Genomic DNA, 14,561 nt, shown 5'->3' with positions numbered 1-14,561 from the left:
GCGGGCTCGCGGGCTGGGCCGGCGTCGATCCGAAGCCGCGTTAACCGGATCGAAAGGATACGCTGCCAGACTCCGGACGAACGAAGCGGCACCGGCACGTCGTCGCCGGAGTCGGAGGAACGATCGAGCGTGCGCGGAGCCCTTGCAGCCATCCTGGCTTGCCTCGTCATGATCCTGTCGCCGGTGGAGCCGAACGGTGCCGGGGCGCTGGCCGCAGCGCCGGCTCCGGCCCGGCTGCAGATCGTCTCGGGGCCGGGGTTCGTCCTGCTCGTTCTCCCGAACGACGGTGGGGCGGCCGTCGAGGCCGCCGCCGGCGCGCTGGGCTTGCGCGGGGCCGGGCCACTGTCCGCCGACACGGCGAGCCGGCTCGCCGGTCTTTCTGGCATCATCCGCACCGTCCGGCCGCGAGACGACCGGCTGCTGCTCACCCTCGCCGAAGGCATTCGTGCCGAGACCTACGAGGTGCCGGGCCGTCTCGTGGTCGATCTGCGCCCCGAGGCTTCTCCCCCACCGGCCGAAGCGCGCGGCGCGGTTCCCTCGCCGCCTGCATCGGCGAGCCGTTCCGCATCCGAACGACGTCCGGCGTCGGCTCGCCGGATGCCCGTTCCGGTCCCGCGTCCGGGCATATCCGCCCTCGCCGGCGACATGCTCGAGCTCGACGACACGCCCGAGCTCGAGGCGGTTCCGGCCAGATCCGCGCCGGCGGCGGGGCCGGCGCCGTCCGCAGCGCCGCTGCCACCATCGGTCGTGCCCCCCACGGCCCCGAGGGTCGTCGTCTCGGCCCGAGCGACGGCGGAAACGGCCGAACTCGGCTTCGCCTGGGACCGAACGGTATCTGCGGCCGCGTTCGAGCGCGCCGGCATGCTATGGCTGCTCTTCGGCACGGATGCGCCGCAGGTGACGGGCTGGAACGATCTCGGCCGAGCTGATCTCTCGTCCTGGCTGGCGCCGGCCGCGAGCGAGCAGGACGGCAACGTCCACCTTTTCCGCCTCGCCCTGCGACGGCCGGCCGGCATCCGCGTCGAGCGGAGCGGCACCGTCTGGCACGTCCGCCTGATGCCCGCCCATGTCTCGTCCGCCCCGGCAGGCGGCGCCGGCCCGCCTCGCGATGTCGCCCTCGACGCTCTTTCGGTCGCCGCACCGGACGGCCTGCAGGCGACGATCTCGGACCCGCTCACCGGCGAGAGGCTCGGCGTGCTGCTGACCACCGCCCACGAGCTGCGCCAGCCGGATCGCCTGCGGCTCGTCGATCTCGAGCTGCTCGCCACGGCGCAGGGGCTGGTCTGGCGGCCGCTGGCGGATGGGGTCGTCGCCTCGCTGCAGGACGGCCGCTTCATTCTCTCCCGCTCCGGCGGGCTCCGGCTGGCCGTCGGAGCGAAAGCGCACCTCGCAGCCGAACTCCCGCGCGACGACGACCCGTCGGAGCCCGCCGCCGGCCCCCTCGCTCCCTCGGTGGAGCCCGCTCCGACCTCGCTCCTCGATCTTGCCGCTCTCGGTGGAACCGATGCGCACGATCGCCAGACGAGGAGGCGCGAGATTCAGGCACGGCTGGCGGAGCTCTCCGGACCGCGCCGGACAGAAGCGCGGCTCGAGCTCGTGCGGCTCCTGCTGGCCGATGGGCTCGGCCCCGAAGCGCGGGGCGTGCTCGCGCTCGTGGCAGCGGAGCAGCCGCCGGATCCTGCCGTGGAGCGGCACCGTGCCGCCCTCGCCGGTGCGGCCACAGCACTCGCGGGCGAGCCCGAAGCCGCGCTGACCAGCCTGCGCGACCGCGAGCTCGACGGTGACCCGGAAGCGGCGCTCTGGCGCCTCTATGCCGCAGCGCGGGGCGGGAGCTGGGATCGGGACGCGCGAGCCTCGGCCCGCGCCGGAGCGATGCTCGAGCGCTACCCGCAGCCGTTGCGCCGCCTGCTCGGGCCGGTGCTCGCCACCGCGATGCTCGATCACGATCAGGCCGACACGGCTCTCGCCACGATCGAGCCGTTGCGCCGGCTCGAGCCCGAGCCCGGCACGAGGGCGAAGCTGGATCTCCTCGCGGCACGTGCACTGCTCGATCTGGGCCGGCCGTTCCAAGCGGCGGCACCGCTACGCGCGGCCGCCGCCGATGGCGACGACGCCACGCAGGCCGAAGCGGCCTTCCTCGCGATCAGGAGCGGATACGAGCAGGGCATGCTCGGTGCCGCTGCCGCGCGCGACCAGCTCGTGGCACAGCGGCCGCATTGGGACGGCCACCCGCGGGCGGCACGCATGCTGCGTTACTTGGCCGGGCTGCAGTGGCAGGCCGGCGACGGCCTCGGGGCGATCGCCTCCTTGCGCGCAGCGCTGGAGCGAGCACCCGACCGGGTGACGGCTGAAACGGTACGCGACGAGCTGCGGCGACGGGCGACGGAGCTGCTGCAGCCCGAGAGTCGAAGCGGCCTGTCGCCCGTCGCGGCGGTGGCGCTCTATCGGAGCCACCGCGATCTGCTCGCCGGCGACACGCTCCCGGCCGCGGTGCGGCTCGATCTGGCCACGCGAGCGGCCGGTGCCGGCCTGGTCGAGACGGCATCGGCCCTCGTCGCGGCAGCCGGCCCCGTGACGGGACCGGCTGCCGGTCGGGCGAGGCTGGCCGTGGCCGAAGCCGAGGCCGGGATCGGCGACACCGATACGGCGCTTCGGCTCCTCGATGGCGTGCCGGCCCAGGATCGGCAGACTCGAGACCGTATCATCCGAGCACGGGCCGCCCTGGACGCGGCCGACGCCAAGACGGCGCTGGCGGCGCTGGGCGAGGCCGCCACGGGCGACGAGGCAGACCGGGTCCGGCGGGCGGCGCTGGCGGCGCTGGGCGACTGGCAGGGGCTGGCGCGTACGTGCGAGGCGACGCTGGCTCGGCAGGAGAGCGGGACTGTGCTCGAGCCCGCGCGGGCCGAAGCCGTCGTCTGGCTGGCCCTGGCTCGGGCACGGCTCGGCCAAGCCAACGAGGCGGCCGAGCTCGCCCGGCGCTACACCGACCGCCTGCCCGAGGACGGGCCGTGGCGGCCGCTCCTGGCACTGATCGCGGCTCCGCCTCTGGCGGATACCCCGGAGCGGATGGCAGCAGATGCCGGCACGCTGGCCGCATCGCTGCGCACCCAGCTCGGCCTCCTGCCGCCACTCGGCGACGGCGAGCCGAAGGAGGTCAGAACCGCACCCGCGCGCTCAGCCCCGCAAGGATGATGTCGTTGTCGTAGCTGGCGTGGAGATCGCCCCGGAAGGCGCTGCCCGTATCGGTGGCCGCGAGGTCGACCTCGCTGTCCTCGACGAGGATGTAGGTGAAGGCGGCATCGAGCCCGAGCCAGGGCAGCGGCTGCCAGCCGGCGCCGAGCGAGAGCCAGTAGCGGTTCTCGTCGGGGATGCGCGGGGTGCGCGACCGGTCGCGGACGGGGGACTGGTCGAAGGCGATGCCGGCGCGCAGCGTCCAGCGGTCGTCCGGCCGCCAGGTCGCACCCAAGGCGAAGAACCAGCTGTCGCGCCACTCCTCCTCGGTGACGTTGTCGGGCTGGGCCGGGTTGTCGAACTTGACGGTGAGCTGGTCGAACACGCTCCAGTCGGTCCACTGCGCCTCGGCCATCACGGCGAGGCGATCGGTCACGTCCTGATGGACGCCGAAGGACAGGCTCGCCGGAGTGTTCAGCTTGAGGCTGGCATCGGTGTCGGCGAAAGCGCCCGTGGCCCGGCGGATGATGCCGGCGATCCCGGTGGTGTCGCCACTGAAGTCCACGTCGCCGTCGAGCGTGTGCTGGATCTCCGAGCGGTAGGCGATGCCGAAGCGGGTTCCGGCCACGGGCTCGACGATCGCCCCCGCATCCCAGCCATAGGCCCAGTCGTCGCCGGTAAGGCGAGCGAAGCCATCCTGCCGGCCGGGCGCAGCACCGGGGATGCGCGCTGCGGCACCGATCGTGCCGAAATCGACGGCATTGGTGAGCTCGCCATCGGCGTGCTGCGCCTGGAACCCGGCGCCGAACGCCACCCAGTCCCTGGGCCGCCATGCCACAGCCGGGTTGATGTTGACCGTCGTCAGGCGCGAATGGACGGCATGGTAGCGGCCGACCCACTGGTCGGGATAGCCGGTCTCGAGGCCGAAGGGCGCGTTGATCCCGAGTCCGATGCGAACACCGCCGGGCAAGGGTGCCGCGGCATAGAACGCCGGCACGACGGCATTGTCGGCGATGTCGTCGGCATGGCCGCGGCCCGGGATCGCGGTACCCGGCACGGTACGGCCCTCGGCGCTCTCGAGCTTCGAGCGGGGCGCCACCAGGGTCGCCATCGTTGCTGCCTCGATCTTGGCGACCCAGCCGAGCGCTGCCGGGTTGAAGAACATGTAGCTCACGTCCTCGGCCGCGGACGTGGCGCCGGCGAAGGCATTGCCCTGCGCCGTCGTCGACTGCTCCTTGAGTGCGAAGCCTGCCGCCTCGGCGCCGCCGATGCCGAGCGCGAGGGTCAGCAGGCTGCCCGCGACGGATCCGATTCCTAGCCTCCTCATCGTGCCTTGTCCTTGCTCGTCGATGCGCGCCATCGTTCCAGTGGAATCCGAACGGGCCGGAACGCTGTAGCGCACGATGGTAGGCACCGGGTTCCGCTGCTGCCAACCCCCCAAGCGGGATGGCACCGGCATCATGTCGCCGATGGTTGCAGAAGCACCATGCCCAAGGCCTTCGGAACCCGCCCATCCATGGCAGGCCGCCATGGGGCCGCGCCTCGGGTAGTGGCAGGATCGAGCCGCCGAGGCACGAGGTCGCCATCGGCCCGCTTCTCGATCGGCTCGAGGAGGGCCGCCCTGCGCCGGTCGGCGCCGTCTCCGTGCGACCTCGTGCGCGAGTTCTTGGCCTTCGCCACCGAACGGCTGCCGTGGCCGGCTGCCGCCGGCCACGCCTGGAGCGGCGGCTCGAGCGCGCTGCGCTCGATCGCGGTCGAGGTCGAGGGCTATGTGGCGCCGGCCAGGGCTGCGGTTGGGGTGTGCTCTTTCTCGTCCTTGACCGGGGATCGATGACCCGAGGCCGAGTGCAGGCGCAGCGGGTGGCGCCGGTGCTCGACGGAGCCGCAGACCGCCATGCGCGCCTCGGCTCGGGGCCCCAACCGTCGCCGGGCGAGCAGCTCGCCTTCCAGCGGGGCGAGAAAGCTCTCGCCCAGCACATCATCGCAGGCGTCGCCGACCGAGCCGATCGGGGGGGCACCCCGGCTTCGCGGCGGCGGCCGCCGAACGCCAGCGACGTGTGCCGGCTACCCCGATCGGCGTGATGGCCGACGGCCTCCGGCCTCCTCCGCCCCACCGCCATCTCCAAGGCCCCGAGCACCAGCTCGGTGCCGAGCCGGTTGGCCGTGCTCCCGCCCGCGGCCTTCTCCAGGCGTCCGGGATCATCATCGGCAGAGCCGTTACTCCGTTCCCCCGGAGCGACGGCCCGGAGCCGCCGAGGGGCCAGGTGGAGAAAACCCGTTGCCGCGGGGATGGGCGCTCGGCCGCCCGGCGGTCGGGACCCGGTCCACCAGGGCCGGTGCCGGGCGCAGCATGGCCTTGCCGGTGATCGTCGTCCCGATCTCCTTGCCCCACACGCCCCCGCGCAGGCCCATGGCGTGCATCGGCCGGGCCAGCGTGCAGCGGGCGGCGCCGATGCCCTCCCGCAGTCGCCGCCGCCAGACCTGGCGGACACCGTGGCCATGAAGCGCGCTTCGTGCACGCGGCGGATCTCCGTGCGCGGCACGGCGTCGCGCTGCATCCGCGCCGGCTGCCTGCCCGGATCGACGCGGCGGGCCGCACGGGCGGGGCGGGTCGACGGGCGATCGGCAGGGCGGTGCGGATCGGCGCGACCCCGTACGCCCCCCGGTGCGCGTCGATGAACGCGATCATGGCTCGGACCGCAGTCGAGCGCCGCCTGGGCGAAAGAAGCCGACGCCTTTTGCGGATCCCGTTGGCCTGCTGCAGCTCGCGGTTCTCGTGCTCGGTCGTGGTCAGCGTGCCGCCGGCGACCGCGGGCTTCGCCTCCCGGCGGCCTTCGGCCAAGTCGGCCGGCAGAACCCACTTGCGGATCGCCTGTGCGGCTGGCGCGAACGCGTGCGCCAGGTCCGCCGGGTCGCGTCCGGCGCGGAACCCGCCCGACCATCTGCCGCCGGAGCTCCGGCGCATGGGGTGGACGCGTCTCGGGCACGGGTGAACACCGCTCGCACGAAATCTCGGGAAGTCCACCAAGGCGGGGCAGACCCGGACCATCGGCACCCGTTGCCGCGCCGCCGAGCCCTCGAGCCGGGCAAGCAGTGCCCGAACGATACCCCCCTTCTGCTGTGGCGTGAGTTCCAGCATCGGCCGGCACCCCCGTGGGGATCGCGAGCAGCTCCGTGAAAAGCGGCATGATATCCGGGATGCCGGCACCGCCTGCCGCGGCAGCGCCTCGAGCCTGTCCAGGTCGAGCTCCGGCGGATCGTCCCGCGCCGACCCGACTGCACGCGCAAGCTGTTCGATCAGCGGCCACAGCGTACCCCGATCGTGGTGCGGCGAGCACTGGTAGCGCAGGCTCGCGCGCGGCCCGGAGCGAAGCTGCTCGCACGACGCCGGCACGAGGCGCGACTTGCCAATGCCGGCTCGCACACAGCAGGATCACCTGATCCTCGCCTTTCCTGGCGCGCTGCCAGCGGGAGAGCAGCAGGGGACCGCGTTCTGGTGCGTGCAGCGCCTCGGGGCGAGTCGTCGCCAAGCTCGGTCGAGCCGGCCAAGTCGACGAACATCACGGCGAGCTGCCGCCGCCCGGCCTCGCTCGACGGCACCGCCCGGGGGACGGCGGGATCGAACCCGGCCGGCGTGGGTCGCGGAATGCCTATTGATAGGACTCCAACCCCGGCCCGGGCAGCCGGGCCGCAAGGTCCACACGCACACCTCCTACTGGCCGGCACTGCGGCATGCTCGTATCGGAGCCGACCCAGATCCGGGCGGAAGGCCATACCGCGCAAGACAATCCCGGGAGAGCGGCTCTGCGGGGCGACCGCCGCTCCGTCAGTCACGGGCCACGATCACTCGGGATTGCGCCTCGGCGTCTCCTAGGACACTATTCTGGGTCGGCGCTTGAAACGATCATGCCGCGGGAGTCTGCGACGTTGCGGATAGAAATGGCTCAAATGAATTGGAGGAGAACATTATCTAAAACTACTAACGCAAAAGTTTCGGCGCGGTGTCCGACCTGCCCTCGCGCTCCGCCACCCTCGGGAATCGGCGAGGGAGCGCGCGGCCCGGTGCGGGCGGCGCGGCGACGGTACCGGCCCGGAACCCGCGCCCCGGCGGCCTCGTTTGCCTGTCCGTGGGGGCGAGAGGTTCCGGTCGTGGAGAATGCCCCGAGGAGAGGAGCCATGCCGCAATGTGCCGATGGCGCGGTGGTGATCACGGGTGCGTCCAGCGGGATCGGGCGGGCGACGGCGCAGGCGTTCGCGCGCGAGGGCGCCTGTCTCGCCTTGTGCGCCCGCGGTGCGGAGGCCCTGCAGGAGACGGTCCGGGAGTGCCGCCGGCTGGGCGGCCACGCCTTCGGCGTGCCGACCGACACGCGCGATCCCGAGGCGGTGAAAAGGCTCGCGCGCATGGCGGCCGAGACCTTCGGCGGCATCGGGGTGTGGGTCAACAATGCCGGCGGTGGTGCGGTCGGGCGCTACTGGGAGGTGCCGATCGCGGCGCACCGCGCCACGGTCGAGACCGACCTCTTGGGTTACCTGCACGGCGCCCACGCCGCCCTGCCCTACTTCCTGGACCGGGGCCGGGGCGTCCTCGTCAACAACATCTCGATCGGCGGCCTGATCCCGACCCCGTACGCGGCCTCTTACGCCGCCGCCAAGACCGCGGTCCGGGCGTTCGCGGACAGCCTGCGCCAGGAGCTCGCCTCCTGGCCCGACATTCATGTCTGCTCGGTGTTCCCCTACTTCGTCGACACGCCGGGCATCTACCACGCGGCGAACTACACCGGCCGCGCGCTCAAGCCCGCACCCTTCGTCGTCCGGCCGGAGCAGGTCGCCGCAGCCGTCCTCGGCCTCGCCCGCGAGCCACGGCGCGAGGTCGTCGTCGGGATCATGGGCAAGCTCGGCCGGCTCGAGCACGCCATCGCCCCGCGTCTGGTCGAGGCGGCGCTGCGCCTCGGCACCGAGGCCTATCTCGCGCAGGCGAAGACGGCGCCGGTCAGCGACGGCAACCTGTTCCACCCGATGCCGGAGCCCATGGCGGTCACGGGCGGCTGGCGGCATTCGGGCCTGCGCACGGCGGCTGCCGTCCTCGGCCTCGCCGCGGCGGGCTTCCTCGCCGTTCGCGCGATCCCGCACGGGTGGAAGGCAGCCGACGCGCAACGTACCGCCGGCTGAGCACCCGCTCGCCCGGCAGGCCGAGGCCACCGATCGCGTTGGCGCCGCTGTAGAGCCCGAGACCGCCGCCGAAGGTGATGGTGCCGCCGACGCGCCTGCCGAGCATCGGGTCGTGGTCGGTGCGAAATTGCGGGCCGAGCCGGCGTAGGCGGCCGCCGGATCTACCGGGTTGGCGAAGGGAACCCCATAGAGCGGGAGATCGGGCGCGCCGGGCTGGACCGTCCGGTAGAGCTGGCCGGCAGACAGAGGCACGCCGTCGAGGCCGAGGCCATTGGCGGTGAACGCCTTGGCTGCGGTGATCTGGCGGCTCAAGAGCCACTGCGTGTCGAACTCGCTGCCCGAGAACGCCACGGCGCAGACCACGCCGGCCCGGCCCACCACCACGGCCCAGTAATGATTGCTGAGGCCGGTGGAATCCTCGTTGTCCACACGGGACCAGCTCCGAGCGGAGCCGCTGGTGCGTCACCGGGCAGCTGCCTCTATCGGACGACGTCCCCGTCTCGGCCGCCGCGGATTGGGCCCTCGTGCCCCCCCCCCCCCGAGGCCGGGATGCCGATCACGCAGGCCGCCGCCAGCAGCGACGTGACCAGAAGCGACTTCCCGTGCATGTTGTTTTCCTCCATGTTCTCGCGATTGGCGGTGCTGCTTCGCCGGTTGCGGGACCGCTACGTTCTATGATTATATTCCTGAAATAGGATCACTCCCCTCGCCCGTGTCGGACTACCGGCAACATCCCCGTTCCCAGGCTTCGCCAGGAACAGCCCCCCCCAAGCGACAGGACGGAGATCCGGCAACAGCTATCACGTCGAGCGACAGCCCACCGAAGACAGGACACAAGTAGAGTGACTCGGCGCCGCCGCGTTGTGGGCCGGACACGACAATTGAGGCAATGTTCTCGGGCTGGCGCGATCGGCCTCTTCTCCCGAGGAACGGGAAATATCATTCTGTTGATGCTCTTAAAGCCAGCATCCCATATTAAAGCGGGGCCGCCTGCAAGCGATCGTGCCGGGCACAGCTTCTCTCCTGTCTTCGGCATCAGTAATACATAAGTATGCCCCTTGCCGGCGATCGGGTACGCCGGGCACAAAGGCGCGGCAGCGACGCGGCATGAGGGAGAAGAACGAGCATGAGCCGTCAGTACGTGCTTGCCATCGATCAGGGGACGACGAGCAGCCGGGCGATCCTGTTCGACCGCGAGGGCCGGATCGTCGGCACCGGCCAGAAGGAGCTGCGCCAGCACTTCCCGAAGGACGGCTGGGTCGAGCACGACCCCGAGGACATCTGGCGCGACACGCTGGCCGTCTGCCGCCAGGCGATCCACGCCGCGGGTGTCGCCGCCACGGACATCGCCGCCATCGGCATCACCAACCAGCGCGAGACCACGGTATTATGGGAGCGCGACACCGGCAGCCCCGTCCACAACGCCATCGTCTGGCAGGACCGGCGCACCGCCGAGACCTGCCGCGAGCTCGTGGCCGACGGGATCGAGGAGCGGGTGCGCGGGCGCACCGGCCTCGTGGTGGACGCCTACTTCTCGGGAACGAAGCTCGCCTGGCTGCTCGACCACGTGCCGGGGGCGCGCAGCGCCGCCGAGCACGGCGCCTTGGCCTTCGGCACCGTCGACAGCTTCCTGCTCTGGCGCCTCACCGGCGGGCGGGTGCACGCCACCGACGCTACCAACGCGTCGCGTACCATGCTGTTCGACATCGTGGAGCAGACCTGGGACGAGGAACTCCTGCGGGCGCTTCGCATCCCGCCCTCGGTGCTGCCGGAGGTGCGCGACTGCTCCGGCTCCTTCGGCATCGCCGACCCCGAGCTGTTCGGTGCTGCCATCCCGATCCTCGGCATCGCCGGCGACCAGCAGGCCGCCACCATCGGCCAGGCCTGCTTTCTGCCCGGCATGAGCAAGAGCACCTACGGCACGGGCTGCTTCATGCTGGTCAACACCGGCGAGCGCTTCGTGGCCTCACGGAACCGCCTGCTCACGACCGTGGCCTACCGGCTCGACGGGCGCACGACCTACGCGCTCGAGGGCAGCATCTTCGTCGCGGGTGCGGCCGTGCAGTGGCTGCGGGACGGACTCGGAATCATCAGAAGCGCCGCCGAAACCGAGGAGCTGGCCCGCGATCTTCCCGACAACGAGGGCGTCTATCTGGTGCCGGCCTTCACGGGCCTCGGCGCCCCGCACTGGGACCCCGACGCGCGCGGCGCCATCCTGGGCCTCACCCGCGACAGCGGCGTGGCGCACATCGTCCGCGCCGCGCTGGAATCGGTCGCCTACCAGACCCTGGATCTGGTCGATGCGATGACGGCCGACATGGCGGCGGCGACGCTCGACGGCGGCCTCGGCGGCCTGCGGGTCGACGGCGGCATGGTGGTGAACGACTGGGTCTGCCAGTTCCTGGCCGACATCCTGAACCGCCCGGTCGAGCGCCCGGCCGTGGTCGAGACCACGGCGCTCGGCGCTGCCTATCTCGCCGGGCTCGCGGCCGGCGTCTACGCTTCGCTGCCGGCGGTGGCGGGCGCCTGGCGGCTGGAGCGGCGCTTCGAGCCGGGCCTCGCACCCGAGCAACGCGAGCGGCTGGTCGCGGGCTGGCGGCAGGCGGTGCGGCGCGTACGCAGCTGACGGAGCTTTTTCGCTTTGCAACGGCACCTCCCCGGTGTCATGTTCGCAAACGAAACACGACACCGGGGAGGCTGGGCCAGGTGGCGGGCAGCGAGCAGCGGCGCGCGCGGATCGTCGATCTCGTCCGCCGGCAGGGCTTCGTCAGCATCGAGGCCCTCTCCCAGCTCTTCGGCGTGACGCCGCAGACCATCCGGCGCGACATCAACACGCTGTGCGACCAGGCGATCCTGCAGCGGCATCACGGCGGCGCCGCGCTCGCCTCCTCGGTCGAGAACATCGCCTATCCCGAGCGGCAGGTCCTGTGCATCGAGGAGAAGCGCCGGATCGCGGCCCTTCTCGCCCGCCACATCCCCGATCACGCCTCGCTGTTCATCAACATCGGTACGACCACCGAGGAGGTGGCGAAGGCGCTCCTGCGTCATCAGGGGCTGCACGTGATCACCAACAACCTGCACGTGGCGGCGCTGCTCGCCGGCAAACCCGACTTCCAGGTGATCGTGGCCGCCGGCGTGGTGCGCGCGCGCGACCGCGGGATCGTGGGCGAGGCCGCGATCGACCTCATCCGCCAGTTCCGCGTCGACTACGGGGTGATCGGCATCAGCGGCATCGACGTGGAGGACGGAGCGCTGCTCGACTTCGACTACCAGGAGGTCCGGGTGGCGCAGGCGATCATCGCCAACTCGCGCCAGGTCTACCTCGCCGCCGACCACACCAAGTTCGGCCGCAACGCCTCGGTGCGCTTGGGCTCGCTCGAGGACATCGACGCGCTGTTCACCGATGCCCTGCCGCCGCCCTCGCTCCTGCGCTGCCTCGAGCGCGCGGAGGTGGCGCTGCACGTGGCACGCACGGACGAGAGGGCGGGCTGAGCGCTCGTTTTCGATTGCGAACAGAATATCGTTCTGATACGAAAACCAGGCAACGAAGAACGATCGAGACACCCCGTTCGAGGGCGAGTCCGGGAGGCGTCATCCTGAGCGAGCAGGTCGACATGCTGGTCGTCGGCGGCGGCATCAACGGTGCCGGCATCGCGCGCGATGCGGCCGGGCGCGGCCTGAAGGTCCTTCTGGTCGAGCAGGACGATCTCGCCAGCCATACCTCGCGCTGGTCCTCGAAGCTGATCCACGGCGGCCTGCGCTACCTCGAATATTACGAGTTCCGTCTCGTGCGCGAGGCCCTGATCGAGCGCGAGGTCCTGCTCCGCGCCGCACCGCACATCGTTCGGCCTCTCACCTTCGTCCTGCCGCACGTGCCGGAGATGCGCCCGGCCTGGCTGATCCGGCTCGGGCTGTTTCTTTACGACCATCTCGGCGGCCGCGAGATCCTGCCCGGCTCCAAGGCCGTCGACCTCGCGGCGCCCGGACCCTATGGCGCTCCGCTCAAGCCCTGGGTGAAACGCGGCTTCACCTACAGCGACTGCTGGGTCGAGGACAGCCGGCTGGTCGTGCTCAACGCGATGGATGCCGCGGAACGCGGCGCCGAGATTCTGACCCGCACGCGCTGCGAGCGCGCCCGCCGCAAGGACGGAACCTGGACCGCGGAGCTCGTGGACGCTGCCGGACGTCGCCGGCAGGTCCGGGCCAGAGCGCTCGTCAACGCCGCCGGTCCTTGGGTGCAGCGCTTCCTCGAAGGCGGGCTCGGCATGCGCTCGAAGAAACGCGTGCGGCTGGTCAAGGGCAGCCACATCGTGGTGCCGAAGCTCTACGACGGCGATCATCCCTACATCCTGCAGAACGACGACCGGCGGATCGTGTTCGCGATCCCGTTCGAAGGCAGGTTCACGCTCATCGGCACGACCGACGTGCCTTACGAGGGCGATCCCGCCGCTGTCGCCATCTCGCCCGAAGAGACCGATTATCTCTGCCGCGTGGTCAACCGCTATTTCCGCCGCGAGATCGAGCCGCGCGACGTGGTCTGGGCCTATGCCGGCGTGCGGCCGCTCTACGACGATGCCAGCGGCAACGTCTCGGCCGTCACGCGCGACTACGTGTTCGACGTCGAGGGCGGCGACGGCCGGGCACCTCTGCTCTCGATCTTCGGCGGCAAGATCACGACCTACCGGAAGCTCGCCGAACACGCGCTCGACAAGCTCCGGCCGCACTTGGGCTTCGGCAAAGGCCCCTGGACCGCGACGGCGCCGCTGCCGGGCGGGGACATGCCGGGCGCCAACCTCGCCGCCTTCACGGCGCAGATGCTGCGCGCCCATGCCTTCGTGCCGGAGCCGCTCTTATGCCGCTGGGTGCGGACCTACGGCACGCGGCTCGAGAGGCTGATCGGCGGTGCCAGGCGGCTCGAGGATCTGGGTGCGGATCTGGGCGGCGGCCTGCTCGAGGCCGAGGTCGATTATCTCGTGGCCCACGAATGGGCGCGCACCGCCGACGACATCCTGTGGCGGCGCACCCGTCTCGGGCTCCATGTCGGGGAGGACACGGTGGCGCGCCTGCAGGCGAAGCTCGAGGAACGGCCGGTTCCGGCCCAGGCGGCGGGGCGGCCATGAGCCTGCGCCTCGAAGGGGTCCGCCGGGTCGTCCGCGGCGAGGTCTGGATCGACGACGTCACGCTCGACCTCGAGGAAGGGCAGCTCTACGTGCTCCTGGGGCCGACGCTCGCCGGCAAGACCTCGCTCATGCGGCTGATGGCGGGGCTGGACCGGCCCGATGCCGGTCGCGTGCTCGTGGACGGGACCGACGTCACCGGCCGGTCGGTCCGCGAGCGCAGCGTGGCGATGGTCTACCAGCAGTTCATCAACTATCCCACGCTCACGGCCTACGAGAACATCGCCTCGCCGTTGCGCCTCAAGGGCATGAGCAGGAGCGAGATCGACCGGCGCGTGCGCGAGACCGCGCGCATGCTGCACATCGACCACCTCCTCGAGCGCACGCCGGGCGAGCTCTCGGGCGGGCAGCAGCAGCGGCTCGCGATCGCGCGCTCGCTGGTCAAGGACGCACGCCTGCTCCTCCTCGACGAGCCGCTCGTCAATCTCGACTACAAGCTGCGCGAGGAGCTGCGCGCCGAGCTGCGCGACCTGTTCGCCCGGCAGCGCACGACCGTGGTCTATGCCACGACCGAGCCCCTCGAAGCGCTCGTCATGGGCGGGCGGGTGATCGTCATGGACGAAGGCCGCGTACGACAGACCGGACCCACGGTCGAAGTCTATCACCGGCCGGGCTCGCTTCGGGTCGCCGCCGTGTTCAGCGATCCGCCCATGAACATGCTGAAGGTCTCGGTCGGGAACGGCGTCGCCCGCAGCCTGGGCGGGCTCGAGATCCCGCTCGGCCATCATCTCGCCGGCCTGCCCGCGGCACCCTACACGCTGGGCATTCGCGCCAACCATCTCTCGATCCGCCGCCACGCCGAGACCGATCTCGAGCTCGACGCCACGGTCGAGCTCGCCGAGATCTCGGGCTCGGAGACCTTCATCCACGTGCGCCGGGGCGATCTGCGCTGGGTCGTCCAGGAGGAGGGCGTGCACGAGCATGCGCTGGGCCAGAACGTGAGGATCTATCTCGACCCGACGCGGCTCTATGCCTTCGGCAGCACCGGCGCTCTCGAGATCGCCCCGCCGCGCGCGGGCAGGCCCGGCCGGGAGGTCCGCTAGC

General features: G+C 71.5%; 8 protein-coding genes and 1 other annotated feature. Of the genes, 7 read left to right on the top strand and 1 reads right to left on the bottom strand.

The features are described 5' to 3' along the window. Positions 1 to 129 precede the first annotated feature (129 nt). Complete coding sequence (locus tag U1T56_RS16360; RefSeq protein WP_418160556.1) at positions 130 to 3,192, top strand: hypothetical protein; 3,063 nt, start codon at positions 130 to 132, stop codon at positions 3,190 to 3,192. Here the strand turns inward: U1T56_RS16360 and U1T56_RS16355 are convergent. Further along, positions 3,155 to 4,498 carry an OmpP1/FadL family transporter gene (locus U1T56_RS16355; protein ID WP_418160555.1) on the bottom strand — a complete coding sequence of 448 codons (1,344 nt, stop codon included), beginning with the start codon at positions 4,496 to 4,498 and terminating at the stop codon, positions 3,155 to 3,157. The two genes, U1T56_RS16360 and U1T56_RS16355, sit on opposite strands and share 38 nt — an antisense overlap. 327 nt (positions 4,499 to 4,825) lie before the next feature. Between U1T56_RS16355 and U1T56_RS16350 the strand changes: the two genes are divergently transcribed. The 6 genes from U1T56_RS16350 to U1T56_RS16325 all read left to right on the top strand — a co-directional run bounded on the left by U1T56_RS16350 (position 4,826) and on the right by U1T56_RS16325 (position 14,560). Beyond that, positions 4,826 to 5,005: a hypothetical protein gene (locus U1T56_RS16350; protein WP_418160554.1), complete on the top strand. Its 180-nt coding sequence runs from the start codon at positions 4,826 to 4,828 to the stop codon at positions 5,003 to 5,005. A 781-nt stretch (positions 5,006 to 5,786) separates the two neighbouring features. Further along, positions 5,787 to 5,901 (bottom strand) — a sequence feature (AL1L pseudoknot). A 1,446-nt stretch (positions 5,902 to 7,347) separates the two neighbouring features. Beyond that, entirely contained in the window at positions 7,348 to 8,340 is a 993-nt protein-coding gene (locus U1T56_RS16345; protein ID WP_418160553.1) for an SDR family oxidoreductase, read from the top strand. A 1,126-nt stretch (positions 8,341 to 9,466) separates the two neighbouring features. Next, positions 9,467 to 10,966, top strand: a complete 1,500-nt coding sequence (gene glpK / locus U1T56_RS16340; RefSeq protein WP_418160552.1) for a glycerol kinase GlpK — start codon at positions 9,467 to 9,469, stop codon at positions 10,964 to 10,966. An 80-nt stretch (positions 10,967 to 11,046) separates the two neighbouring features. Next, a complete protein-coding gene (locus tag U1T56_RS16335) occupies positions 11,047 to 11,832 on the top strand; it encodes a DeoR family transcriptional regulator (RefSeq protein ID WP_418160551.1) in 786 nt (261 codons plus the stop codon). A 104-nt stretch (positions 11,833 to 11,936) separates the two neighbouring features. Beyond that, a complete protein-coding gene (gene glpD / locus U1T56_RS16330) occupies positions 11,937 to 13,460 on the top strand; it encodes a glycerol-3-phosphate dehydrogenase (RefSeq protein ID WP_418160598.1) in 1,524 nt (507 codons plus the stop codon). Further along, a complete protein-coding gene (locus U1T56_RS16325) occupies positions 13,457 to 14,560 on the top strand; it encodes an ABC transporter ATP-binding protein (protein WP_418160550.1) in 1,104 nt (367 codons plus the stop codon). Before glpD ends, U1T56_RS16325 begins: the two co-directional genes overlap by 4 nt. Position 14,561: the final 1 nt, after the last annotated feature.

Source organism: Benzoatithermus flavus, assembly GCF_037908215.1.
Classification (GTDB): Bacteria; Pseudomonadota; Alphaproteobacteria; order Geminicoccales; family Geminicoccaceae; genus Benzoatithermus; species Benzoatithermus flavus.
This window is presented reverse-complemented; position numbering and strand designations above follow the sequence as displayed.